The following is a 23,618-nucleotide window of genomic DNA, read 5'->3' as shown; positions in this document are numbered from 1 at the left end:
ACTCTCTTGATGTCAAGAAACTCGACGCCAAGAGACTTCATGTCGAGCGAACCACTACACTGATCGTCATGGAGGACGAGGTCGATCGGCTGGTCGCTGCGTGGCGCCGGGAGCGCCCGGACCTCGACGTGGAGCCGCTGGAAGTGCTGAGCCGGGTGAGCAGGCTGGCCCGGCACCTGGACCGTGCCCGCAGACTCGCCTTCGCCGAGCACCAGCTCGAACCCTGGGAGTTCGACGTGCTGACCGCGCTGCGCCGCGCGGGCACGCCGTACCAGCTCTCCCCCGGCCAGTTGCTCACCCAGACGCTGGTGACCTCGGGGACGATGACCAACCGCATCGACCGGCTGACGACGAAGGGCCTGGTGGAGCGGCTGCCGGACCCCAGCGACCGGCGCGGTGTGCTGGTACGGCTCACCGACACCGGGCGGGACCGCGCGGACGAGGCACTGGCCGGACTGCTGGAGCAGGAGCGGGCCATCCTGGGCGAGCTGTCCGAGGCCCAGCGCGCGGAACTCGCAGCGCTGCTACGCCAGTTGACCGCCCCGTTCGACAACATCCCCGGTTAGGTCGGCGGGCCCGACGCCCGCCCGGCGGGCCAGCGCGACGGCGGCCAGGGTGGAGTGGACGCCGAGCTTGCCGAGGACGTTCTGCATATGGGTGCGCACGGTGTGCGGGGAGAGGAACAGCCGTTCCGCGACCGCCTTGCGGCCGAGCCCGGCGACCATGCAGCGCAGCACCTCCCGCTCGCGCGGGGTCAGCGACTCCACCAGCCGCTCGCTCTCGGTGCGGTGCTTGCGGGCCGCGGTCAGCTCCCTGAGCACGCCGGTGAGCAGCGCGGGCGGCAGATGCGTCTCGTCGCGCAGCACACCGCGTACGACGGTCAGCAGCCGGGACAGCGAGCAGTCCTTGGCGACCCAGCCGGAGGCACCGGCCTGGAGGGCGTGCGCGGCGCGGCGGGCGTCGTCGCGTTCGGCGAGGACCACCGCGCGGACGGACGGCTGGGTCCGCCGCACCCCGGCGACCAGGGCGATGCCGTCGGCGGGGCCCTCCGCCTGGCCCTCGCGCACGGGCACGGGCGGGCGTGGGCCGGGCGGAGGGGTGGCGCCGAGGTCGGCATCGACCAGGACGACGTCGTAGCGGCGGCCCTCGGCGGCGCCGCGCTCCAGGCAGCGCAGCGCGGCCGGGCCGCTGCCCGCGGCGAAGACGTCCACGTCGGGCTCGGCCGCGAGCGCGGCGGCCAGCGACTCGGCGAAGATGCGGTGGTCGTCCACGACCAGGACTCGGATGCGCACCACGAAACCCCCTTCCCCGAAACTCCGCGCGGAGCAAGGGGATAGCCAAGGTCCGGCAGGACTGCGGCCCGCACGGGCCGGGCTCCGGCGGCCGGAGGACCGCACCGCGTACGGGCCGTGCCGTCGCGGAGACTGCTACCCCCGGCGCGGGTGCCGTACCCGCTGTCGCGTCCCCCGATCCGTACCGGCCCCCCGCCGGTACCGCTCATCAGAGTACGGACGGCGGCCCGAGGCGGGAGGGGATTCCCGGAACTGCCCATCGTGCGCGTTTATGGTGTGCCGCATGTTTCGTATCGAGGCGGAAGTGGACAGGGAACGGCGGGATCTGCTCCGGTCGCGGCTGCTGGCGACCAACACGGCGGCCTCCCCGGTGCTGGCGGCGCTGCGCGGCACCCCGCGTGAGCGGCAGGTCCCGCTGGAGGTGTGGGGGCTGACGGAGGACGGCACGCTGGCGGGCGGGCTGGTCGGGCACACCTGGGCGGACTGGCTGCACGTCACCTACCTGTGGGTGGACGCCCGCCTGCGCGGCACCGGCCTCGGTACCCGCCTCCTCGCGGACGCCGAACACCACGCCCGCACCCGCGCCTGCGTCGCCGCCCGCCTGGAGACCTGGGACTTCCAGGCCCCCGCGTTCTACCAGAAACACGGCTACACCATCGCCGGCACCGTCCCGGACTATCCGCCGGGGATCACGGAGTACACCCTGACGAAGCGGCTGGACTAGAGCGTGTCCTCAAAGTCCCCGTCCGGGGTCAGGGCCTGTGGGTCACCCAGAGCAGTTCCGCGGGCCAGCGGTGTGCCCAGTCGGGCGGGTCGGTCTCGTTGTAGCCGTTGGGGGTGCCGCGTTCGGGGCGGGGTTCGACGAGGTCGTCGATGACGAGGCCCGCGCCGCGCAGGACCCTGACCCAGTCGCCGTAGGTGAGCTGATAGCTGGTCGCGCCCTGGTCCTCGTCCTCGGCGATGGTGTCCAGGCCGAAGTAGTCCCGCTGGAGCGTCGTGGTCACGCGGCCGGCGGCCTCGTCGCAGCACGCCTCGAACCACGGCCCGGCGACGTTGAACACCAGGCGCCCGCCCCGGCGCAGGACGCGTGCGGCCTGCGGGACGGCCAGGTGCGGGGGCGCCCAGCTGAGCCCGCCGAAGTCGCAGAAGACGAGGTCGAAACTCTCGGCGGCGAAGGGGAGTTGTTCGGCGGCGCCCTGCACCAGCGGGTACCGTGCCGCGCCCATCGCACCTGCCGCCGCGGCGAGTTGGGCCTCCGACAGATCGAACCCGACCACATCGGCGCCCTCGGCGGCGAGCGCCCTCGACCACTGGCCCGCACCGCAGCCGAGTTCGAGGACGCGCCTGCCGGTCACGTCCCCCAGCGCGTTCAGGTGCGCGTCGGGAATGGAGTACATCCCCCACAGCCGGGGTGTGGCCCCGATCCGGGCATCGTGCTCGTCCTGATAGGCGCCGCTGATCCGGTTCCAGAAACGCCGATTGGCGGAGATGCTGTCCACCCCCCGACTCCAGCACCACCCACCGGAGCCGGTCAACAGGATTGCGGCACCGCCCGCCCGCGCCCCGTCTCCACCCGCCTCCGGTGCCCGCCGACCGCGTTCGGCCCCCCGCACCCGAAAGCGCGAGGGGCCGGGCCGGGCCGGGGGTCAGTCGAGGCGGGTTGCGCCCGGGGACGGGGTGGCTTCGAAGGTGCGGGGTGTTGTGTGGCCCGCTTCGGTGAAGGTTTTCTCCAGGGCCGCCGTCAGGGACGGGACGGCGGCGGAGTCGGTGAGGATGATGGCGGAGCCGCCGAAGCCGCCGCCGGTCATGCGGGCGCCGAGGGCGCCGTGGGCGAGGGCGGTGTGCACGACGAGGTCCAGCTCCGGGCAGGAGACGCGGAAGTCGTCGCGGAGGGAGGCGTGGCCCTCGGTGAGGACGGGGCCGATGGCGCGGACCTCACCGGCGGCGAGGAGTGCCACCACCCGCTCGACCCGGTGGTTCTCGGTGACGATGTGCCGGACCAGCCGCCGGACCTCCTCCTCGTCACCGAGCCGGGCCAGCGCGTCGTCCAGGGTGTCGTACGGCACGTCGCGCAGGGCGTCCACGCCGAGCAGCGCCGCGCCCTTCTCGCAGCCCGCGCGGCGCTTGCCGTACTCGCCGGAGCTGTGCGCGTGCTGGACGCGGGTGTCCACCACGAGGAGGCAGAGCCCCTCGGCGGCGAGGTCGAACGGGATCTGCCGCTGGGCCAGGTCGCGGGTGTCGAGGAAGAGCGCGTGGCCCTCCTCGCAGCACGCGGACGCGGTCTGGTCCATGATCCCGGTGGGGGCGCCGACGTAGACGTTCTCGGCGCGCTGGCACAGGCGGGCCAACTGCCAGCGTTCCAGGCCGAGTTCGTAGAGGTCGTTCAGCGCGAGGGCGACGACGATCTCCAGGGCGGCCGAGGAGGACAGGCCCGCGCCGGTCGGCACGGTGGACGCGAGGTGGATGTCCGCGCCGGTGACCGGGTGCCCGGCCTCGCGCAGTGCCCAGACCACGCCCGCCGGGTACGCGGTCCAGTCGGTGTCGGACTCCGGTGCCAGCGCGTCCGCCGCGAGTTCCACGACTCCGCCGTCCACGTCCGCCGAGTGCAGACGCAGGACGCCGTCGGTGCGCCGGGAGACGGCGGCGACCGCGCGGTGCGGCAGCGCGAACGGCATCACGAAGCCGTCGTTGTAGTCGGTGTGCTCGCCGATCAGGTTGACCCGGCCCGGCGCCGCCCACACCCCCTCGGGTTCCGCTCCGTACAGCTCGGTGAAGCGTGCCCGGACCTGCTCTGCCCCCACTAGTGCTCCCCAGCGATCTTCTGCGTGAACTCCCACGCGTCCGCCACGATCCCGGCGAGGTCCGCGCGGGTCGGGTTCCAGCCCAGCTTCTCGCGGGCGGTGTCCGCGGAGGCGACCAGCACCGCCGGGTCGCCGCCGCGCCGCTCCGCGACGACCTCGGGGATCGGGTGCCCGGTCACCGCGCGGACGGTCTCGATGACCTCGCGCACGGAGAAGCCGTTGCCGTTGCCGAGGTTGCAGATCAGGTGCTCGCCCGAGCGCGCGGCGGTCAGCGCCAGCAGATGGGCGTCGGCCAGGTCCGCGACGTGGATGTAGTCGCGGACGCAGGTGCCGTCCTCGGTCGGGTAGTCGTCGCCGAAGACGGAGATCGCCTCGCGGCGGCCCTGCGCGACCTGGAGGACGAGCGGGATGAGGTGCGACTCGGGGTCGTGGCGCTCGCCCTGGTCGCCGTAGGCACCGGCGACGTTGAAGTAGCGCAGCGACACCGCGGCCAGCCCGTGGGCGTGCGCCTCACCGGTGATCATGTGGTCCACGGCGAGCTTGCTGGCGCCGTAGGGGCTGGTCGGGCGGGTCGGGGCGGTCTCCCGGATGGGGACCTCCTCGGGCTCGCCGTAGGTGGCGGCGGTGGAGGAGAACACCAGCGTGCGCACCCCGGCCTCGCGCATCGCGCCGAGCAGCGCCATCGTGCCGCCGACGTTGTTCTCCCAGTACTTCTCCGGCTTCACCACGGACTCCCCGACCTGGGAGAACGCGGCGAAGTGCAGCACGCCGTCGAAGGAGGGGTCGAGCCACTTGCCCGTGTCGCGGATATCGGCCTCGACGAAGGCGGCACCGGCGGGCACGCCCGCGCGGAAACCGGTGGAGAGGTTGTCGAGGACGGTGACCTCGTGGCCGGCCTCCAGCAGGTGCTGAGCGACCACACTGCCGACGTATCCCGCGCCACCCGTGACCAGGTACTTCATGAACTCGCTACCTCTCGCAATCGCTCGGCCGCACGCTCCGGTGGCACGTCGTTGATGAAGACGTCCATGCCGGACTCGGAGCCCGCGAGGAACTTCAGCTTGCCCGAAGTCCGGCGAATGGTGAAAAGCTCCAGGTGGAGTGCGAAGTCGTCGCGCGTCACCCCCTCGAAGTCGGGCAGCGTCCCGAAGGGCGCCTGGTGCCAGGCCGCGATGTACGGGGTGGGGGGCTCGCCCGCGCCGAAGATCCGGTCGAAGCGGCGCAGCAGCTCCAGGTAGACGCGCGGGAACTCGGCGCGCGCGGCCTCGTCCAGCGCGAGCAGGTCCGGCACCCGCCGCTTGGGGTAGAGGTGCACCTCGTACGGCCAGTGCGCGGCGTACGGCACGAAGGCCGCCCAGTGCTCGCCCTCCAGGACCAGCCGCTCACCGGCGCGTTCCCGGGCGAGGACGTCGTCGAAGAGGTTCTGCCCGCCGGTCGCCTCCTTGTGTGCGGCGAGCGAGCGCAGCATCAGCGCGGTGCGGGGGGTGGTGAAGGGGTAGGCGTAGATCTGGCCGTGCGGGTGACCCAGCGTCACACCGATCTCGGCACCCCGGTTCTCGAAGCAGAACACCTGCTCGACACAGGGCAGATGGGACAGCTCGGACGTCCGGTCCGTCCACGCGTCCAGCACCAGCCGGGCCTGTTCCTCGGTGAGCGCGGCGAAGCTCGCGTCGTGGTCGGAGGTGAAGCAGACCACCTCGCAGCGGCCGGAGTCGCCCGCGAGGGAGGGGAAGCGGTTCTCGAAGACGGCCACGTCGTAGGAGGAGTCCGGGATCTCGCTGAGCCGGTCGCCCCGGCTCGGGCAGAGCGGGCACTGGTCGGCCGGGGGGTGGTAGGTGCGGCCCTGCCGGTGCGAGGCGATGGCGACGGAGTCGCCGAGCAGGTCGTCGCGGCGGACCTCGGAACTGGTCCGCGTGGGCTCCAGGGGCCGCCGGTCGGGCGCGTCGCGCACGGTGTCGTCGCGCAGGTCGTAGTAGATCAGCTCACGACCGTCGGCCAGCCGGGTCGAGGTCTTCTTCACGCCGGACTCCTTGTTCGGCCCCGAGGAACACGGCCCCGAACGGCTCGGTCCCCCAAGGGTGTGCCCGCACCCACTCACTCAACACAAGCAAACATAACAAACCAGAACAGCACCAGATCTGAACGATCACGATCCAACAAAGAACACCATCGGAACCGTGCGGGCCGTGCGAACGGACGCACAGGTTCCGCCCCGGATCGGTTCGCCCGACGAAGCGAGTTCATGTGCAGACCCCCTCATACGCCGCCGCCGCGTACCAGGCGGTGGAGCTGCGGCTCCCGACCAACTGGCTGGACTACTCGATCCTGGCGATCTACTTCGTCGTCGTCCTGGGCATCGGCCTCGCCGCCCGGCGCTCGGTCAGGACCAGCCTCGACTTCTTCCTCTCCGGCCGCTCCCTGCCCGCCTGGATCACCGGCCTCGCCTTCGTCTCGGCGAACCTGGCGGCCACCGAGATCCTGGGCATGGCCGCCAACAGCGCCCAGTACGGCGCCTACACGGTGCACTGGTACTGGATCGGGGCCATCCCCGCGATGGTCTTCCTGGGCCTGGTGATGATGCCCTTCTACTACGGCAGCAAGGTCCGCTCGGTGCCCGAGTTCCTGCTGCTGCGCTTCGACAGGGCCGCCCACCTGCTGAGTTCGGTCCTGTTCGCGTTCGCCGCCGTCCTCATCGCGGGCGTCAACCTGTACGCCCTGGCCATCGTCGTGCAGGCGCTGCTGGGCTGGCCGCAGTGGGTGGCGATCGTGGTCGCCGGTGCGTTCGTGCTGGCGTACATCACCCTGGGCGGGCTGTCCTCGGCGATCTACAACGAGGTGCTCCAGTTCTTCGTGATCCTGGCCGCGCTGATCCCGATCACCCTCCTCGGCCTGCGGAAGGTCGGCGGCTGGGGCGGGCTGACCGACCGGCTGACCGCGCGGCACGGGCACGACTTCACCACCGCCTGGGGCGGCACCGGCATCGGCAGCGCCAACCCGCTCGGCGCCAACTGGCTGACCATCGTGCTCGGTCTGGGCTTCGTGCTGTCCTTCGGCTACTGGACGACCAACTTCGCCGAGGTGCAGCGCGCGCTGTCCGCGAGGAACCTGTCCGCCGCGCAGCGCACCCCGCTGATCGCCGCGTACCCGAAGATCTTCATCGTCTTCCTGGTGATGATCCCCGGCCTGGTCGCCGCCGCGCTGGTGCCGGACATCGGCACCTCCGCCTCGGGGCTCCAGTACAACGACGCCATCCCGTACCTGATGCAGGAGCTGCTCCCCAACGGCGTGCTCGGCATCGCGGTCACCGGGCTGCTCGCCGCGTTCATGGCGGGCATGGCCGCCAACGTGTCGTCGTTCAACACCGTGTTCACCAACGACATCTGGGCGAAGTACGTCAGGCCCGGCCGCGCGGACGCCCACTACGTGCGCTTCGGGCGGCTGATCACCGTGATCGGTGTCGCCGCCTCGGTCGGCACCGCGTTCCTGGCCAGCTCGTTCTCCAACATCATGAGCTACCTCCAGACGCTGTTCTCCTTCTTCAACGTGCCGATGTTCGCGGTCTTCATCGTCGGCATGTTCTGGAAGCGCGCCTCCGCCCGGTCCGGCTTCTGGGGCCTGCTCGCGGGCACCGTCACCGCGATGGTCAACTACTTCGTGTTCTACCGGGAGGGCATCGTCCCGATCCCGTCCGACCAGGGCGCCAACTTCGTGTCCGCCATCGCCGGGTTCGTCGCGGGCGCGGTCGTGATGGTCCTCGTCTCGCTGTTCACCGGGCCCAAGCCCGCCGCCGAACTCCAGGGCCTGGTCCACGGCACCCGGTCCCCCGGCATGTCCGAGGCACCGGCCGCCGGTGACGACGCCTGGTACCGGCGCCCGGCGCTGCTGGGCTGGGGCGCGATCGTGCTGGCCGCCGTCTGCTACATCCCGTTCTCGTTCTGATCGCGGGAGGATGAGGAAACCATGACCGAGAACCGCCCCGAGCCCGGCGGCGCCCCCGAGCCCTCCGGCACCCCCGAGGATGCCCTGCGCCGCGAGGTCACCGACCTGGAGAGCCGGTCCGCCACGGCGGCCCGCATCTTCGACCTGCGCCGCATCATCGGCGGCCTGTTCGTGCTGTACGGCGTCATCGTGACGATCACCGGGATCACCGACTCACCGGCCGCCATCGCCAAGGCCGAGGGCGTCAACATCAACCTGTGGACCGGCCTCGGCATGCTGCTGCTGGGCGTCTTCTTCCTCGCCTGGCTGAAGCTCCGCCCCACCCCGCCGCCCGTCCCGCGGGAGGACGGGGACGAGCACGAGCGGGGCGCGTAGCACCAACCACCGTGCCGGGGGCCGGAGTTACGTGGGGCCTCTCCTACGACTCCGGTCCCCTCCTACGAGTCCGGTCCTCCCCTCCTACGACTCCGGTCCCGGCGGTGTCTCCGGGGCCTGCCGGGGCGGGGGCAGGGGGGCGGCGCGGTCCAGCAGGCCGGTGCGGGCGGCGAGGGCGGCGGCTTCCAGGCGGGAGCCGACGCCCAGTTTCATCAGCACCCGCTGCACATGGGTGCGGGCGGTGGACGGCGCGATGCGCATCCCGGCCGCGATCAGCCGGGTGTCCTCGCCCTCCGCGACCCGGACCAGCACCTCCACCTCACGCGGGGTCAGCATCCGCAGCAGCCGCCGGCCCTCGTCGTCGGGCTCCGCCTCCGGGTGCAGCAGGTCGTGGAAGGCGCCCTGGAGCAGTTGCGGGGCGACGGCGGCCTCACCCGCCCTGGCCTTCACGATGGCCCGCTCCACGCCCTCGATCCGCTCGTCGTGCCGTACGTAGCCGGAGGCGCCGGAGGCGAAGGCCGCCGCGATGCCCCGGGGCGAGGGCACCGGGCCCAGCACCACCACGGCCACCTGGGGCCGCTCCCGCTTGATCCGCACCACCGGGTCGAAGGCGCCGGGACCGGCGGGCGCGGCCGTGCCCAGCAGGCACACCTCGGGCGCCCGCGCGATCACCAGCTCGGCCGCGCCCGCCACTGGTGCCGCGGCGGCGAGCACCCGGTGCCCGCGCAGCTTCAGCGCGGACGCGAGCGCCTCCGCGAGCAGCCGGTGGTCGTCCACGACCATCAGCCGAACTCCCATAGAGCGCCCCCCATTTCCCCCTGGGGCCGCCCGGCCCGTCATGCCCCCGGAAGCTACACGCTTGTTCGACGTCCCGCCGCCCCATGCGCGGAAGTGCCCCGGATCGGTGGACCCGGAGCACTTCCCGTACGGGTTCCCCCTCGGGGGGAGGGTGTCAGCCGTCGGTGCCGAAGGCGATCACCAGTTGCTCCCTGCCGGCGGTCACCTTGTGGGCGTACACGGCCGACATGTAGAGCCGTCCGTCGCCGTAGAGGATCTCGGCGTACTGGGGGAGCATCGCGGCCTCCGCCCGGCGGTCGTCCTGGTCGGCGGGGTTCTTGAGCAGGGTGGTCTCCTTGAAGGAGGCCGCGTCGTAGCGGACGATCCGCCCGCCCTGGTCGTACGGCGGGCGCTTGTAGGCGATCAGGTCGCGGCCGTCCATGCGGAGCGGGCTCAGCGTCCAGCCGTCGCCCGCCTCGGCGCGGCGGCCGGTCTCCTTGCCGGTGGCGAGGTCGAAGACGACGATCTCGTTGGTCTTGCTGAACTGCTTGGTGCCGTCGTGCTCCTCGGTCGGCACGAACAGCTTGCCGTCCCCGGCGACGACCTCCCGGCAGTCCTCGACGCGGGAGATGCCGTCGCAGCGGCCCGCGTACGTCTTGCCGGGCGCGGAGATCCGGGCGAGCAGCCTGCCGGTGCGGTTGTCGATGGAGAAGTAGTCGGAGACTCCGCTGCCGTCACCGGCGGCGTCGCCGACGTCGGCGGCGGCGACCAGCGGGTCGGTGGAGACGATGCTCGCGTACTCGACGCCCGGCGGCATCTTGTAGTCGGCGATGACCTTGCCGGTGGCCGGGTCGATGTTCTGGATGTGCAGCTGCCGGTCGTCGTAGCCGCCGCACTTGCGGACGACGGCCATCCTGGTGCCGCCGCCGTAGCCCGCGTCGAAGCAGGAGTCGCCGGGCTTGGGCTGCCACAGGGACTTCCCGGAGGCGATGTCGAAGGCGGCGCCTCCGTCGTTGCTGCCGACGGCGACGGTGTGCTGGGCGACCGTCACGTTGTCCAGGTTGACCGGGGCGTCACCGGTCCGCACGGTCTTCGTCCACAGGAGGCGGCCGGCGTCCAGGTCGAGCGCGGCGACCTGGCTGCATCCGGCGCTGGAGCCCTTGGCGGGCATCTTCGGCTGGAAGACGATCGCCGTCCGGTCGTCGGAGGTGACGTGGTCGGTGACCGCGCACACCGGGCCGGGGAGCTTCACCTTCCACCGCTCGGCGCCGCTCGCCGGGTCGTGGCCGACGATCTCCGCGATGCCGGACTTGGCGTAGACCTCGCCGGTCAGCCAGGAGCCCGAGGTGACGACGGTGTCGTCGGTCTTCGGCATCGGCACCGTGAAGAGGCTCTTGGCGTCCGGGTCGGCCGGTACCTTCTCACGGGCGCCGGAACCGCCGCCGGAACCGTCCTTGTCACCGCCGCCGGACGCGGCGGTCACGGGCTTCCTGCCGTCGTCACCCGACCTGTTGGCGTACAGCACGCCCGCGCCGACGATCAGGGCGATGGCGACGACAGCGGCCAGCACGATGAACACCACGGCGTTGCTCCGGCCGCCGGAGCCCCCGGGCGTCACCGCGGTCGGCGGCAGCGGGCCGCCGGGGTGGCCGTAGCCGGGCTGCTGCCCGTACGGGGGCTGCCCGTAGGGGGCCTGCCCGTACGGGGTGTGCGGCTGGGCGTACGGGTTCTGCTGGGCGCCGGGGCCGGGGTAGCCGTAGCCGGGCTGGGGCGCGGGCGGCTGCTGGGGGTAGCCGTAGCCGGGCGCGGGGGCGGGCCCCTGCGGGTGGCCGTAGCCGGGCTGCGGGTGGCCGTAGCCCGGCTGGGGGTGGCCGTAGCCCGGCTGGGGCGCGGCGGGGGGCTGGGCGGACTGGGCCGGGGGCTGCGCGGGCTGGGCCGGGGGCTGCGGGGGCTGCTCCTGGGGCGGGCCGAAACCGCCCTGCTGCGGGGGCTGTTCGGAGGGCTGGTGGGGCGGCGGGGGCGGCTGGGTCATGGCGAAGGCACCTCGGTGAGGCTCGGGCCGGGCGGCGGGAGGAGGGCGGGAGGACCGGACGGGAGACCGGGAAGGGGGCCTGGGCTGCTCACTTGCCGAAGGCCGTCATCAGTTTCTGGTCCGCGTCGCCGGTGCCCGAGAGCCGGTTGGTGGCGAGGTAGAAGCGGCCGTCCACCCAGGCCGTCAGCGGGCTGAAGTACGTCCGCTCGACCTTCGCGGCGCCGGGCGGGTTCCGCAGCAGCGTGGTGAAGGGGTGGGTTCCGCCCGTGGTCGGCACGGACACCACCTGGCCGCCCGCGTCGTACGACGGTGCCACATAGGCGGTCAGCCGACCGCCCCCGGTACCGAGCGGGACCATCGTCCGGCCGTCCGGGGCCTTGATCCGCCACTTCTCCTTGCCGGTGGTGAGGCTGAGGGCGACGATCTCGTTGGGTCCGCCGGTGGCCTGGGTGGGCAGGTAGAGCGTGTCGGCGTCGGCGGCGACGCCCTGGCAGCCCTGGAGGGCGCGCTGGAGGATGGCGAAGCCGCAGGACGGCTGGAACTTCTCGTCCACCTTGACCTCGGAGCGGAACCTGCCGTCGTCGCCGACGGTCGAGATGTTCCACGCCTTCTTCTCCTGGTTGGTCAGATAGACCACCAGCGGGTGCAGCGAGTACGTCCGCGCGACCCGCCATCCGGCCGTGACCTTCCGGGTCCAGCGGGCCTTTCCGGTGGCCGGGTCGAACTCCTGGATCTCGTCGTGCGCGGTGGACTTGCCCGCCTCGCAGGAGGCGACCTGGATGATCCGGCTGTCGTCGCCCGCGAACGCGGCCGGGTAGCAGGCGGTGCCGTACTTCTTCTTGTCGTAGAGCTTGTGACCGGTCGCCAGGTCGAGCGCGGTGCCGGACTGGGACCGGCCCACCATCAACGTCTTGCCGCTGACGGTGAGTTCGATGTTCAGGGTGCTGTCGAACAGGGCGCCGTCGGCGACCTCGGTGTGCCAGCCGCGCTTGCCGGTGGCCAGGTCGATCTGCTGGAGCTGGTTGCACTCCGCGCGGTCGCTGACGCCGTCCATGTACGCGACGACGACCTTGCCGTCGGCGGACGGGCGGGCGGTGACGGCACAGATCTTCTGCGGGAGGGTGATCGGCGCCCAGGCGGGCCCGCCGTCCGTGACGCGGTAGGCGAAGACCTGCTTGTACGCGGGCTTCACCACGGCCGTGCCGGTGACCCAGAGGCCGGGCGCGGCGGCGCCGCTGCCGGGCACTTGGGGGGCGGTCTTGTTCCAGAGCACCTTGCCGTCGCCCGCCTTGCGGCCCGCGTTGAGGTCGTCGGTGCCGCCGTTGCCGGTGCCGTCGCCGTCGTCCACCGAGGCGGAGGCGGACGGGCCGCCGGAGGGCTGCTTGGCGTCGTCGCTCCGCCCCGCGACCGGCTTGCCGCCGTCCCCGCCGCCGCTGGTGAAGGCCCACACGGCACCGCCGACGAGGGCCAGCGCGGTGACGGCGGCGGCGACGATCAGGGCGGTACGGCCCTTGCGGGACGGCCGGTCGCCGCCGGGAGTGCCGGGACCGCCGGGGTACGGGGGGTAGCCGTAGCCGGGCTGCCCCGGCGGGGGCGGGGGCTGCTGGGGGTAGCCGTAGCCCGGCGGGGGCGGCGGCTGGGCCGGGGTGCCGTAGGGGCCGGGCGGCTGAGCGCCGTAGGGGCCCGGCTGAGCACCGTAGGGGCCGGGGGGCGGTGACCCGTAGGGTCCGGGGGCCGGGGTGCCGTACGGGCCGGGCTGCGACCCGTAGGGGCCGGGGGGCGGGGACTGCGGCAGGCCGTGGCCGCCGGGCGGGGGCGGCTGGGGCGGCTGGGGTTCCCGCGGTGCTCCGAAGCCGTCCTGCGGCGGCTGACCGGGTGGCTGGGTCATCAGCGCTCACATCCCCCTTGTTCACTGCTTTCGCGCCACGCTCCCCAGGGGCGTTCCAGGACCCCGAGGGAGCAGTACGACACGTTCTCGACGGTCTTTCTATCACCAGGCCCGGCCCGCGCAGGGGTCCCGAACGGGGCCTGTGCCCAAGGGAGAACCGGGCTGTGATGCCGCCGTTACGCGCCTTCACGCCCCCTCCACGCGGCGCGCGCACCCACCCCGCACGCGCCGCGCACGCCGTGAGCGCCCCGCGAACGCACCCGCGAACGCCCCCCCTGGCCCCCGTCGGGTCTTACGCGTCCTCGGCCAGTTCCAGCCAGCGCAGCTCCAGTTCCTCCCGCTCACCGGCGAGGTCGCGCAACTGAGCGTCCAGTTCGGCCACCCTGGCGAAGTCGGTGGCGTTGTCCGCGATCCGGGCGTGCAGCTTGGCCTCCTTCTCGGAGACCTTGTCCAACTGCCGCTCGATGCGCTGGAGTTCCTTCTTCGCCACCCGCTGGTCGGCGGCGCTGCGCTCGGTCGTGGCGGGCTTGGCGGCGGCCGGGGTCCGCACGGCGACGGCCTCCTCCATCCGCTGCCGCCGCTCCAGGTACTCGTCGATGCCGCGCGGCAGCATCCGCAGCGCGCCGTCCCCGAGCAGCGCGAAGACGCGGTCCGTGGTGCGCTCCACGAAGAACCGGTCGTGCGAGATGACGATCATCGAACCGGGCCAGCCGTCGAGGACGTCCTCCAGCTGGGTGAGGGTCTCGATGTCCAGGTCGTTGGTGGGCTCGTCCAGGAAGAGGACGTTGGGCTCGTCCATCAGCAGCCGCAGCAGCTGGAGGCGGCGCCGCTCACCGCCGGACAGGTCCCCGACCGGCGTCCACTGCTTCTCCTTGCCGAAGCCGAAGGTCTCGCAGAGCTGCCCGGCCGTCATCTCCCGGCCCTTGCCGAGATCGACGCGCTCCCGCACCTGCTGCACGGCCTCCAGCACCCTGAGCGCGGGGTCGAGTTCGGCGACCTCCTGGGAGAGGTACGCCAGCTTGACCGTACGGCCCACCGCGATACGGCCCGAGGCGGGCTGGGTCTCGCCCTCGGAGCGGGCGGCCTCCGCCATCGCGCGCAGCAGCGAGGTCTTGCCCGCGCCGTTCACCCCGACCAGGCCGATGCGGTCGCCGGGGCCGAGCTGCCAGGTGAGGTGCTTCAGCAGCACCTTCGGCCCGGCCTGCACGGTGACGTCCTCCAGGTCGAACACCGTCCTGCCCAGCCGGGACGAGGCGAACTTCATCAGCTCGCTGCTGTCGCGGGGCGGCGGCACGTCCGCGATCAGCTCGTTGGCGGCCTCGACCCGGAAGCGGGGCTTGGAGGTGCGGGCGGGGGCACCGCGCCGCAGCCAGGCCAGCTCCTTGCGGATCAGGTTCTGCCGCTTGGCCTCCTCGGTGGCCGCGATGCGCTCCCGCTCGGCGCGGGCGAACACGTAGTCCGAGTAACCGCCCTCGTACTCGTAGACGTCGCCGCGCTGCACGTCCCACATACGGGTGCACACCTGGTCCAGGAACCAGCGGTCGTGGGTGACGCACACCAGCGCGGACCTGCGCTCCCGCAGATGCCGGGCGAGCCAGGCGATGCCCTCCACGTCCAGGTGGTTGGTGGGCTCGTCCAGCACCAGCAGGTCCTGGTCCTCGATGAGCAGCTTGGCCAGCGCGATCCGGCGCCGCTCACCGCCGGACAGCGGGCCGATCACCGTGTCCAGCCCCTTGGGGAAGCCCGGCAGGTCCAGCCCGCCGAACAGCCCGGTCAGCACGTCCCGCACCTTGGCGTTGCCCGCCCACTCGTGGTCGGCCATGTCCCCGATGACCTCGTGGCGGACGGTCGCCGCCGGGTCCAGCGAGTCGTGCTGTGTCAGCACCCCGATCCGCAGCCCGCCCGAGTGCGTCACCCGCCCGGTGTCGGCCTCCTCCAGCCTGGCGAGCATCCGGATCAGCGTGGTCTTGCCGTCCCCGTTCCGGCCCACCACCCCGATCCGGTCCCCCTCGGACACCCCGAGCGAGACACCGTCCAGCAGGGCACGGGTGCCGTACACCTTGCTGACGTTCTCGACATTGACCAGATTGACGGCCATTTCACTCCTGCCAGGGGGATGGATCGACCTTCCAGCGTAGGCCCTCCGGGCGGGGTGGCCTTCCGCGAGGGGGCGGTCACTCGTTGTGGTGACGTCCGCCGGAGCCGACCGCGGACCGTCTGTTCACGCCACCGGATCTCCCGCCGCACGCGGAGCTGATCGCGCTCTAGGACACCACCGTCGCGCCCGCCGCCGGTGCCGTGGCCACGCGGACCGTCCGGCAGGTGCCGGAGTCGCGGAGGGCCGCGGCGATGTGGTCGGCGGTGGCCCGGTCGGGAGCGAGGTGGGCGGTGGTCGGGCCCGAGCCGGAGACCAGGGTGGCGAGGGCGCCCGCCGCGCGTCCGGCGGCGAGGGTGTCGCAGAGGGCGGGGAAGAGCGAGAGCGCGGCGGGCTGGAGGTCGTTGGTGACGGCGGCGGCGAGCGCCTCCGCGTCACCCTTGGCCAGGGCGTCCAGCACGGGCTGGGAAGCGGCGGGTTCGGGCACCGTACGGCCCGCCGTCAGCCGGTCGAACTCGCGGAACACCGCCGGGGTGGACAGCCCGCGCTCGGCCAGCGCGAACACCCAGTGGAAGGTGCCGCCGACCTCCAGCGGGGTCAGCACCTCGCCGCGCCCGGTGCCGAGGGCCGCGCCGCCGACCAGGGAGAACGGCACGTCGCTGCCCAACTCGGCGCAGATGTCGAGGAGTTCGGCGCGGGACGCACGCGTGCCCCACAGCGCGTCGCAGGCGAGGAGGGCGCCCGCGCCGTCCGCGCTGCCGCCCGCCATGCCGCCCGCGACGGGGATGTCCTTGTCGATGTGGAGGTGCACGGCCGGGTCGATGCCCCGGCGCGCCGCGAGCGCGAGGGCGGCGCGGGCGGCCAGGTTGGAGCGGTCCAGGGGGACATGGGCCGCGTCCGGGCCCGCGCAGGTGACCCGGAGTTCGTCGGCGGGGGTCACGGTGACCTCGTCGTACAGGCCGACCGCGAGGAAGACGTTGGCGAGGCCGTGGAACCCGTCCGGGCGGGCCGCGCCCACCCCGAGCTGGACGTTGACCTTGGCCGGGACCCGTACGGTGACGCTCACTCGCCCTGCTCCTCGCCGTCCCGCCGCTCGCCCCGCTGGGCCCGGTGCTCCGCGATCCGCGCGAACTCCTCCACGGTCAGCGACTCCCCGCGCGCCTGCGGGGAGACCCCGGCCGCGACGAGGGCCGCCTCGGCGGCGGGGGCGGACCCGGCCCAGCCGGACAGCGCGGCGCGCAGCGTCTTGCGGCGCTGCGCGAACGCCGCGTCCACCACGGCGAAGACCTGCTTCTTCGTGGCGCGCGTCCGCACCGGCTCGGTGCGCCGCACCAGCGAGACCAGGCCGCTGTCCACGTTCGGCGCGGGCCAGAAGACGTTGCGCCCGATGGACCCGGCGCGCTTCACCTCGGCGTACCAGTTGGCCTTCACCGAGGGCACGCCGTACACCTTGGAGCCGGGCGGGGCGGCGAGCCGGTCGGCGACCTCGGCCTGGACCATGACCAGGCTGCGCTCGATGCTCGGGAAGGTGGCGAGCATGTGCAGCAGCACCGGGACGGCCACGTTGTACGGCAGGTTGGCGACCAGCGCGGTGGGCGGGGGGCCGGGCAGCTCGGTGACCTGCATCGCGTCGGAGTGCACCAGCGCGAACCGTTCGGCGCGCTCGGGCATCCGGGCGGCGACGGTGGCGGGCAGCGCCCCGGCGAGTACGTCGTCGATCTCCACGGCGGTGACCCGGTCGGCCACCTCCAGCAGGGCCAGGGTGAGGGAGCCGAGTCCCGGCCCGACCTCCACCACCGTGTCGTCCGGGCGCACCTCGGCGGTCCGCACGATACGGCGGACCGTGTTGGCGTCGATCACGAAGTTCTGGCCGCGCTGCTTGGTGGGACGCACACCGAGCGCTGCCGCCAGCTCACGGACGTCTGCGGGACCGAGGAGGGCGTCGGGGAGGGGGCTGCTCACGGGACACAAGGGTACGGGGCCGGACGGACCCCTCCGGACGGCACCCGCGGGCACGGCACGAAGACGCGCCCCTCACCCCCGCAGCCGTCCCCCGCAGTGCGGCCAGGGCGCGGCCCCCCTGCTGACGTACAGCTTCTTCGCGCGCGCCGTCTGCTCCTCCGCGCTCGCGTCCTGCGGGCGGCCGGTGCCGCCGAGGGTGTGCCAGGTGCGGGTGTCGAACTGGTAGAGGCCGCCGTAGGTGCCGGAGGGGTCGGTGGCGTGCGGGCGCCCGCCGGACTCGCAGGCGGCGAGCGCGGACCAGTTCATCCCGTCGGCGCCCCGCACGGAGGTGGGCCGGGGTTTCGTGCCGTACCGGACGAGCTGGCGGCGCGGCCCGCGGACCACCTCGGTGCTCTCCCGGCGCGGCTTCTCGCGGACGCCGTTGACGGTGCGCACCAGCCAGGTGGTGCGGCGCAGTCCGGGAACGCCGGGGCGTTCGACGACCTCGGTGCCCTGGAACAGCCCGGCGTCCCCGGTGCGCTCCTCGTCGTACGGGATCTCCTCCTCGCGCACCTCGCGGACCCCGGTGACGCGGAGCACGGTCACCGTCTGCCCGTCGCGCGGGAACCCGGTGCCGGGCACGGAGGTGGTGTCCTGGCCGCGCAGGGTGATCCCGGCCTCCTCGACGGCCTCGCGCACGGTGGCCGCGTTGGTGCGGATCGTGCGGGCGCGGCCGTCGGCCAGGATCGTGACGGCGCGCTCGGTGCGTACGTCCAGTGCGAGCCCGGTGCGCCCGATGGTCCGGGAGCGCGAGGCGGACAGATACGCGCCCTCCGCGCGCACCCCCAGCTCCCGGAGCGCCCCCTCGACCGTGTCGGCCGTCGTCCACACCTCGCGCCGCTCGCCGTCGAGGGTGAGCCGCACCGGGCGGCCGTAGCGCACGGCGATCTCGTCGCCGCTGGTCAGCTCGGTGCCGGGGGCGGGCGCGACCATGTCGTGCGCCCCGACGGCGAGTCCGCGCTCGGCGAGGAGTCCGGAGACGTCGTCGGCGAAGGTGTGCAGGGTCTGCGGGTGGCCGTCCACGGTCAGCTCGACGGCCTTGTCCTCCGCGACGAACGCGGTGGTGCCCCCGGCGAGGAACGCGACGACGAGGGCCTGCGGCAGCAGCCGCCGTACGGCGTCCCGGCGTCCGGGCCGGGGGCCGCCCGCTCCCCGCGCCTCTTCCGCCCGCTCCGGCTCCGCGCCCTGCCGCGCCGTCTCCGTGACGAGGAGGGCCTCCGCCTCGTACGCGGGCCGGTAGGTGTCCGGGTGCCCGGCGTAGGTGTCCGGGTGCCCGGCGCCGCCGTACGGCAGCGTGGCCGCCGGGTACGGCTCGTAGGTCTCGTACTGGGTGTTGCTCACGCCGACACGCTCCAGAGGTGCCAGAGGGGTCCCGATCAGGGCCCCCAGAACCTAGCGGAGCGTTCGTCACTCTCCAAAGCGGCACGGCTACGGACCGTCGCGGGTCGAACGTACGGGCGGCCGGGCGGTGTTGTGGCGGGCGGTGTTGTGGCGGGCGGGGGTGTCGGCCGACGGGCCCGGCGGCTCAGTACCCGAAGGCGCGCGCGGTGTTGGCGCCGAGCGCGGTGGCGAGGGTGTCCTCGTCGGTGCCGCGCACGGCGGCCATCGCGCGCACGGTGACCGGGATCAGATACGGCGCGTTGGGACGGCCCCGGTAGGGCGCCGGGGTGAGGAACGGCGCGTCGGTCTCGACCAGGACGAGTTCCGGCGGGGCCACGACCAGGGCGTCCCGCAGATTCTGGGCGTTCTTGAAGGTGACGTTGCCGGCGAAGGACATGAAGTAGCCCTCGCGGGCGCAGAGTTCGGCCATGTCGGCGTCACCGGAGTAGCAGTGGAAGACGGTGCGCTCGGGGGCGCCCTCCTCCTTCAGCACGCGCAGCACGTCGGCGTGCGCGTCGCGGTCGTGGATGACGAGCGCCTTGCCGTGCCGCTTGGCGATCTCGATGTGCGCCCGGAACGACCGCTCCTGCGCGGCCATGCCCTCGGCCCCGGTACGGAAGTGATCGAGCCCGGTCTCCCCGACCGCCTTGACCTGCGGCAGCGCGGCGAGCCGGTCGATCTCCGCGAGCGCGTCGTCCAGCGCGGCATCGCCACCCGGGCGGCGGGCGCCCTGCCGGGACCAGCCGTCGGGGTCTCCGTGCACGATGCGCGGCGCCTCGTTGGGATGCAGCGCGACAGCGGCGTGCACGGAGGCGTACGCGGCGGCCGTCTCCGCCGCCCACCGTGACCCGGCCACATCGCACCCGACCTGCACGACCGTGGCCACTCCGACCGACGCGGCCCTGGCCAGCGCCTCCTCGACCGTCGCGGACTGCATGTCGAGATGCGTGTGCGAATCCGCCACAGGCACCCGCAGCGGCTCGGGCAGAGGGGGCGCGGCGGTCTTGTCCTGCTTGTCCTGAGAGGGCATGCCCCGATCCTACGAACCCCCTGGCGGCCCACGGCACGGGCCCACTGGTCAGGGGCTCGCGCGAACTCCTCAAGGGGCGCGGGGGAACCGCGTGCAAGAACGCGGCGGGCCCGCACCGGTACGGCACGGGCCCGCCCCGCCTCAGCTGGCCCTGCGCTGGAAGGGATGCAGCAGATCGGACAGGCGCCAGTGGTGCTCCCGCCCCACGGCACCTCCGGGCACCACCGGGACCACCACGGGTCCCGCCATCGGCGCCGAGGTGCGCTGCGCACCGCCGACCCCCCGCACGGCCGACACCTGTCCGGCCCGCATGATCCGCACCACGTGCCCGTCACAGTTCTGGCACTCGGGGCGGCTCAGCGGCGACGGCACGACCCGCTCGTCCACGACGTACAGCACGAACTCGTGCCCGTCCCCGTCGGTGTGGTGCTCTATCTCGTACGACTGCTCCCAGCCGTGCCCGCAGCGCATGCAGGCGAAGGCGTACGACTCGTGGACGACGGCGTTGGCCGAGCCCTGACGGCCCGTGCGCCCTGCGATCTCACTCATGGCAGCTCCTCTTGTCCACCGGACAAGCGCCCCCCTGCCGGGATTCCCCCCGCAAGCCTGGGCGTGGGACGGGTACGTCCCTTCGCCCAGTGGACGCCCGGACGACCACGAATGCACGGGGCCTGTCAAGTGTTGGAGCCGTCTTGGACGTTCCTTGCCAAAACGGGCTCAGCGGGCCGACCGACTTTGCCTGACCCGCCCCGCCTTTTGCCCACTCATAGCCCGCCCGCCCGTTTGCGGAACGGGTTGCTCAGAACGGCATTTATGCAGGTGGGGGCGCGTTTCAAGCAAGCGGGGGGGCGCGCGTCGTCCCGGCCGCGCACCGGCGTGAGCGGCAGCCCCCCCTGCCCTCCGCCCCTACCCCTCGCCCCGCTTCGCCGCCACCACCGCGTCGAACACCACCCGCTTGGGCAGCCCCGCCTCCACGGCGACGGCCGCGATCGCCTCCTTGCGCCGCTCCCCCGCCTCCTCGCGGACCCGCACCCGCCGGACCATCTCCGCCGCGTCGAGTTCCTCGGGCCCGGCGTCGGGGGCGCCCTCGACGACGACGGTGATCTCACCCCGTACGCCCTCGGCGGCCCACGCGGCCAGGTCGGCCAGCGGGCCCCGGCGGACCTCCTCGTAGGTCTTGGTCAGTTCGCGGCAGACGGCGGCGCGCCGGTCGGCGCCGAAGACCTCGGCCATCGCGGCGAGGGTGTCGTCGAGGCGGTGCGGGGCCTCGAAGTAGACGAGGGTGCGGCGCTCGGCGGCGTTCTCGCGGAGCCGGGACAGCCGCTCGCCCGCCTTGCGGGGCAGGAACCCCTCGAAGCAGAAGCGGTCCACGGGCAGCCCGGACAGCGCGAGCGCGGTGAGGACGGCGGACGGGCCGGGTACGGCGGTGACCTTCACATCCCGTTCCACGGCGGCGGCGACGAGCCGGTAGCCGGGGTCGGAGACGGACGGCATCCCGGCGTCGGTGACGAGCAACACCCGCGCCCCGCCGAGGAGTTCGTCCACCAGCTCGGGCGTACGGGCGGCCTCGTTGCCCTCGAAGTACGACACGACGCGCCCGCGCGGGGTCACTCCGAGCGCCTGGGTCAGCCGACGCAGCCGCCGGGTGTCCTCGGCGGCGACGACATCGGCGGCGGCGAGTTCCTCGGCGAGCCGGGGCGGCGCGTCCGCGACGGCGCCGATGGGGGTACCTGCGAGGACAAGGATTCCAGTCACTCCCCCATCCTCCCAGGGCGGCCGGGTGACGGACCCGGCCGGACCGCCACCCGGCCGCGGAACACGGCGGGCACCCCGCTTTCCCCGGCCACTTCCCACCCGTACCACCCATGCACGGGACTCCCACAGTCCCGTTCCCTACGATGGCGCGGTGACCAGTACCGCGTCCTCCACGGACTTCCGTCAGGGCCAGGCACCGCACGACCAGCGCCCGGCCTGGCGGCAGCGGCTGCGCCGATTCGGCTACGTCCCCGTGCCGGGGGCGCCGTCCGGCGACGTACGGGACCGGCTGGTGCCGCCGTACGCCGAGCCGCACCCCCGGCTGTGGCGGGCGCTCGGCGTGCCGCCGGTGCTCGCGGACCGCGTCACGCGCTGGTCGGGCTGGGGCGGGCCGCTGCTGGTGACGCTGCTGGCGGGCCTGATGCGGTTCTGGCACCTGGGCAGCCCGCGGGCGGTGATATTCGACGAGACGTACTACGCGAAGGACGCGTGGGCGCTCGTGCACCGGGGCTTCGAGGTCAACTGGGACAAGAACGCCAACGATCTGGTGCTCCGGACGCACGGGCACCTGCCGATCCCGGCGGACGCGGCGTACGTGGTGCATCCGCCGGTCGGGAAGTACGTGATCGGGCTCGGCGAGCTGATGTTCGGGTTCGACCCGTTCGGCTGGCGGTTCATGACGGCGCTGCTCGGCACGCTGTCGGTGCTGCTGCTGTGCCGGATCGGGCGGCGGATGTTCCGCTCGACGTTCCTCGGCTGCCTGGCGGGCATGCTGATGGCGGTGGACGGCCTCCAGTTCGTGATGAGCCGCACCTCGCTGCTCGACGGGGTGCTGATGTTCTTCGTGGTGGCCGCGTTCGGCTGCCTGCTGCTGGACCGGGACCGGAGCCGGGCGCGGATCGCCGCCGCGCTGCCCGAGGACGCGGACGGCCGGGTGCGGCCGGACCGGGCGACCGGCGACACGTTCCGCTTCGGGTGGCGGCCGTGGCGGTGGGCGGCCGGGCTGATGCTGGGCCTGGCCATCGGCACCAAGTGGAACGGCCTCTACATCCTGGCCGCGTTCGCGGTGATGGCCCTGCTGTGGGACGTGGGCGCCCGCAAGGTGGCGGGCGCGCGGCACCCGTACGTGGCGGCGCTGAAGTACGACACGGGGCTGGCGTTCCTGGCGACGGTGCCGGTGGCGGTCGCGGTGTACGTGCTGTCCTGGCTGGGCTGGATCCTGTCCCCCACGAACGGCACCGGCGGCTACTTCCGCGACTGGGCGGCGACGGACGGCGGGAACAGCGCGTGGAACTTCCTCCCGGACTGGCTGCGCAGCCTGTGGCACTACGAGCACGAGGTGTACCAGTTCCACGTCGGCCTGACCTCCCCGCACACCTACCAGTCCAACCCGTGGAGCTGGATCGTGCTGGGCCGCCCGGTCTCGTACTTCTACGAGTCCCCGTCCCCCGGCACGGCGGGGTGCCCCTCGGACGCGGGCGAGAAGTGCGCCCGCGAGGTCCTCGCCATCGGCACCCCGCTCCTGTGGTGGGTCGGCTGCTTCGCCCTGCTGTACGTCCTGTGGCGCTGGCTCTTCCGCCGCGACTGGCGCGCCGGAGCCATCGCCTGCGCCGTCGCCGCCGGTTACCTCCCCTGGTTCCTCTACCAGGAACGCACCATCTTCCTCTTCTACGCCGTCGTCTTCCTCCCGTTCCTCTGCCTCGCCGTGGCCATGCTCCTCGGCGCCCTCATCGGCCCCCCCGGCTCCACAGACACCCGCCGCCTCATCGGCGCCGCCTCCACCGGCGTCCTGGTCCTGCTGATCACCTGGAACTTCATCTATTTCTGGCCCCTGTACACGGGGACCGCGATCCCGATCGACTCCTGGCGGGCGCGGATGTGGCTGGATACGTGGGTGTAGCTGCGCGAACACCCCACGAGGGCACGGCCGCTGGCCGTGCCCTCGTGGTCGTTGCTGGTCCTTGACCGTCGCTGTTGGCCACCCTCGGACGGCCCAGAGACGGCCCGGCGCTGGCTGCGGCAGATTTACCGTCCCCTCGCACTGATGCCTCAACGATCCTTCTGGCCCGTGCAGATGCAGCGGTCTGCGCACCCCGCAGCCAGTGCCGTCCGCGTCTAGTCCGTAGCGTTGGGCTCGCATCGCCCCTAAGGGTTGTCCCGTAACTGGCGGGGTCCCATCTCGGTGCGGTTCAGCCGATGCCGTTGAGAGCGAGCGAGTGCTGAGCGACAAAACCAGGTCGACGTAGGTCAGTG

At 73.1% G+C, this 23,618-nt stretch carries 20 protein-coding genes; 5 read left to right on the top strand and 15 right to left on the bottom strand.

Features of this window, described 5'->3' with window-relative positions; all coding sequences use genetic code 11:
• The first annotated feature begins 68 nt into the window (after positions 1-68).
• The gene (locus KUM39_RS20700) at positions 69-566 is read left to right on the top strand and encodes a MarR family winged helix-turn-helix transcriptional regulator (RefSeq protein ID WP_217787226.1); all 498 of its coding nucleotides are present in this window, start codon (positions 69-71) and stop codon (positions 564-566) included.
• On the opposite strand, the gene KUM39_RS20695 is transcribed toward KUM39_RS20700, so the two are convergent.
• Positions 525-1,295 carry a LuxR C-terminal-related transcriptional regulator gene (locus tag KUM39_RS20695; RefSeq protein WP_217787225.1) on the bottom strand — a complete coding sequence of 257 codons (771 nt, stop codon included), beginning with the start codon at positions 1,293-1,295 and terminating at the stop codon, positions 525-527. The genes KUM39_RS20700 and KUM39_RS20695 overlap by 42 nt on opposite strands.
• A 280-nt stretch (positions 1,296-1,575) precedes the next feature.
• On the opposite strand from KUM39_RS20695, the gene KUM39_RS20690 reads away from it, so the two are divergent.
• Complete coding sequence (locus tag KUM39_RS20690) at positions 1,576-2,016, top strand: GNAT family N-acetyltransferase (RefSeq protein WP_246620480.1); 441 nt, start codon at positions 1,576-1,578, stop codon at positions 2,014-2,016.
• Positions 2,017-2,044: 28 nt separating this feature from the next.
• Here KUM39_RS20690 and KUM39_RS20685 read toward each other — a convergent pair whose 3' ends face one another.
• From KUM39_RS20685 to galT, 4 genes are all read right to left on the bottom strand, one after another.
• A complete protein-coding gene (locus KUM39_RS20685; protein WP_217787223.1) occupies positions 2,045-2,791 on the bottom strand; it encodes a class I SAM-dependent methyltransferase in 747 nt (248 codons plus the stop codon).
• Positions 2,792-2,938: 147 nt separating this feature from the next.
• Positions 2,939-4,093, bottom strand: a complete 1,155-nt coding sequence (gene galK / locus KUM39_RS20680; RefSeq protein WP_217787222.1) for a galactokinase — start codon at positions 4,091-4,093, stop codon at positions 2,939-2,941.
• A complete protein-coding gene (galE, locus tag KUM39_RS20675) occupies positions 4,093-5,055 on the bottom strand; it encodes a UDP-glucose 4-epimerase GalE (protein ID WP_217787221.1) in 963 nt (320 codons plus the stop codon). The genes galK and galE overlap by 1 nt, the downstream gene beginning before the upstream one ends.
• Positions 5,052-6,113: a galactose-1-phosphate uridylyltransferase gene (gene galT / locus KUM39_RS20670; protein ID WP_217787220.1), complete on the bottom strand. Its 1,062-nt coding sequence runs from the start codon at positions 6,111-6,113 to the stop codon at positions 5,052-5,054. Before galT ends, galE begins: the two co-directional genes overlap by 4 nt.
• A gap of 224 nt (positions 6,114-6,337) precedes the next feature.
• Here galT and KUM39_RS20665 point away from each other — a divergent pair, with 224 nt between their 5' ends.
• Positions 6,338-8,032: a sodium:solute symporter family protein gene (locus KUM39_RS20665; RefSeq protein WP_217787219.1), complete on the top strand. Its 1,695-nt coding sequence runs from the start codon at positions 6,338-6,340 to the stop codon at positions 8,030-8,032.
• 21 nt (positions 8,033-8,053) lie between these two features.
• Positions 8,054-8,407: an NUDIX hydrolase gene (locus KUM39_RS20660; RefSeq protein ID WP_246620478.1), complete on the top strand. Its 354-nt coding sequence runs from the start codon at positions 8,054-8,056 to the stop codon at positions 8,405-8,407.
• A gap of 84 nt (positions 8,408-8,491) precedes the next feature.
• Here the strand turns inward: KUM39_RS20660 and KUM39_RS20655 are convergent, their stop codons facing one another.
• The 10 genes from KUM39_RS20655 to rsmI all read right to left on the bottom strand — a co-directional run bounded on the left by KUM39_RS20655 (position 8,492) and on the right by rsmI (position 21,365).
• Positions 8,492-9,205 (bottom strand): helix-turn-helix transcriptional regulator, encoded by a 714-nt coding sequence (locus KUM39_RS20655; protein WP_217787218.1) that lies wholly within the window; start codon positions 9,203-9,205, stop codon positions 8,492-8,494.
• 154 nt (positions 9,206-9,359) lie between these two features.
• A complete protein-coding gene (locus KUM39_RS20650; protein ID WP_217787217.1) occupies positions 9,360-11,216 on the bottom strand; it encodes an outer membrane protein assembly factor BamB family protein in 1,857 nt (618 codons plus the stop codon).
• An 88-nt stretch (positions 11,217-11,304) separates the two neighbouring features.
• Entirely contained in the window at positions 11,305-13,104 is a 1,800-nt protein-coding gene (locus KUM39_RS20645; protein ID WP_217787216.1) for an outer membrane protein assembly factor BamB family protein, read from the bottom strand.
• A gap of 292 nt (positions 13,105-13,396) precedes the next feature.
• Positions 13,397-15,202, bottom strand: coding sequence for an ABC-F family ATP-binding cassette domain-containing protein (locus tag KUM39_RS20640; RefSeq protein WP_217787215.1), 1,806 nt, complete (start codon positions 15,200-15,202; stop codon positions 13,397-13,399).
• 166 nt (positions 15,203-15,368) lie between these two features.
• Complete coding sequence (locus KUM39_RS20635; RefSeq protein ID WP_217787214.1) at positions 15,369-16,265, bottom strand: 4-(cytidine 5'-diphospho)-2-C-methyl-D-erythritol kinase; 897 nt, start codon at positions 16,263-16,265, stop codon at positions 15,369-15,371.
• Positions 16,262-17,161 (bottom strand): 16S rRNA (adenine(1518)-N(6)/adenine(1519)-N(6))-dimethyltransferase RsmA, encoded by a 900-nt coding sequence (gene rsmA / locus KUM39_RS20630; RefSeq protein ID WP_217787213.1) that lies wholly within the window; start codon positions 17,159-17,161, stop codon positions 16,262-16,264. Before rsmA ends, KUM39_RS20635 begins: the two co-directional genes overlap by 4 nt.
• Before the next feature lie 72 nt (positions 17,162-17,233).
• Positions 17,234-18,541 carry a resuscitation-promoting factor gene (locus KUM39_RS20625; RefSeq protein ID WP_217787212.1) on the bottom strand — a complete coding sequence of 436 codons (1,308 nt, stop codon included), beginning with the start codon at positions 18,539-18,541 and terminating at the stop codon, positions 17,234-17,236.
• A gap of 184 nt (positions 18,542-18,725) precedes the next feature.
• Positions 18,726-19,610, bottom strand: coding sequence for a TatD family hydrolase (locus tag KUM39_RS20620; protein ID WP_217787211.1), 885 nt, complete (start codon positions 19,608-19,610; stop codon positions 18,726-18,728).
• Between the two features lie 141 nt (positions 19,611-19,751).
• The gene (locus KUM39_RS20615) at positions 19,752-20,159 is read right to left on the bottom strand and encodes a hypothetical protein (RefSeq protein ID WP_217787210.1); all 408 of its coding nucleotides are present in this window, start codon (positions 20,157-20,159) and stop codon (positions 19,752-19,754) included.
• 357 nt (positions 20,160-20,516) lie between these two features.
• Positions 20,517-21,365 carry a 16S rRNA (cytidine(1402)-2'-O)-methyltransferase gene (rsmI, locus tag KUM39_RS20610; RefSeq protein WP_217787209.1) on the bottom strand — a complete coding sequence of 283 codons (849 nt, stop codon included), beginning with the start codon at positions 21,363-21,365 and terminating at the stop codon, positions 20,517-20,519.
• Positions 21,366-21,516: 151 nt separating this feature from the next.
• Here rsmI and KUM39_RS20605 point away from each other — a divergent pair, with 151 nt between their 5' ends.
• Entirely contained in the window at positions 21,517-23,265 is a 1,749-nt protein-coding gene (locus KUM39_RS20605; RefSeq protein ID WP_217787207.1) for a dolichyl-phosphate-mannose--protein mannosyltransferase, read from the top strand.
• The last annotated feature ends 353 nt before the right edge of the window (positions 23,266-23,618 follow it).

The sequence above is a fragment of the Streptomyces corallincola genome (genome assembly GCF_019104725.1).
Taxonomy (GTDB): Bacteria; Actinomycetota; Actinomycetes; order Streptomycetales; family Streptomycetaceae; genus Streptomyces; species Streptomyces corallincola.
Note: the sequence above shows the minus strand (reverse complement) of the source record. Positions and strands in the feature narration are given on the sequence as shown.

Excerpts from the sequence above, each read along its gene's own strand:
- KUM39_RS20700 (WP_217787226.1), top strand. The coding sequence starts at position 69 with ATGGAGGACGAGGTCGATCGGCTGGTCGCTGCGTGGCGCCGGGAGCGC.
- KUM39_RS20690 (WP_246620480.1), top strand. The coding sequence starts at position 1,576 with ATGTTTCGTATCGAGGCGGAAGTGGACAGGGAACGGCGGGATCTGCTC.
- galE (WP_217787221.1), bottom strand. The coding sequence starts at position 5,055 with ATGAAGTACCTGGTCACGGGTGGCGCGGGATACGTCGGCAGTGTGGTC.
- KUM39_RS20660 (WP_246620478.1), top strand. The coding sequence starts at position 8,054 with ATGACCGAGAACCGCCCCGAGCCCGGCGGCGCCCCCGAGCCCTCCGGC.
- KUM39_RS20655 (WP_217787218.1), bottom strand. The coding sequence starts at position 9,205 with ATGGGAGTTCGGCTGATGGTCGTGGACGACCACCGGCTGCTCGCGGAG.
- KUM39_RS20650 (WP_217787217.1), bottom strand. The coding sequence starts at position 11,216 with ATGACCCAGCCGCCCCCGCCGCCCCACCAGCCCTCCGAACAGCCCCCG.
- KUM39_RS20645 (WP_217787216.1), bottom strand. The coding sequence starts at position 13,104 with ATGACCCAGCCACCCGGTCAGCCGCCGCAGGACGGCTTCGGAGCACCG.
- KUM39_RS20640 (WP_217787215.1), bottom strand. The coding sequence starts at position 15,202 with ATGGCCGTCAATCTGGTCAATGTCGAGAACGTCAGCAAGGTGTACGGC.
- KUM39_RS20620 (WP_217787211.1), bottom strand. The coding sequence starts at position 19,610 with ATGCCCTCTCAGGACAAGCAGGACAAGACCGCCGCGCCCCCTCTGCCC.
- KUM39_RS20615 (WP_217787210.1), bottom strand. The coding sequence starts at position 20,159 with ATGAGTGAGATCGCAGGGCGCACGGGCCGTCAGGGCTCGGCCAACGCC.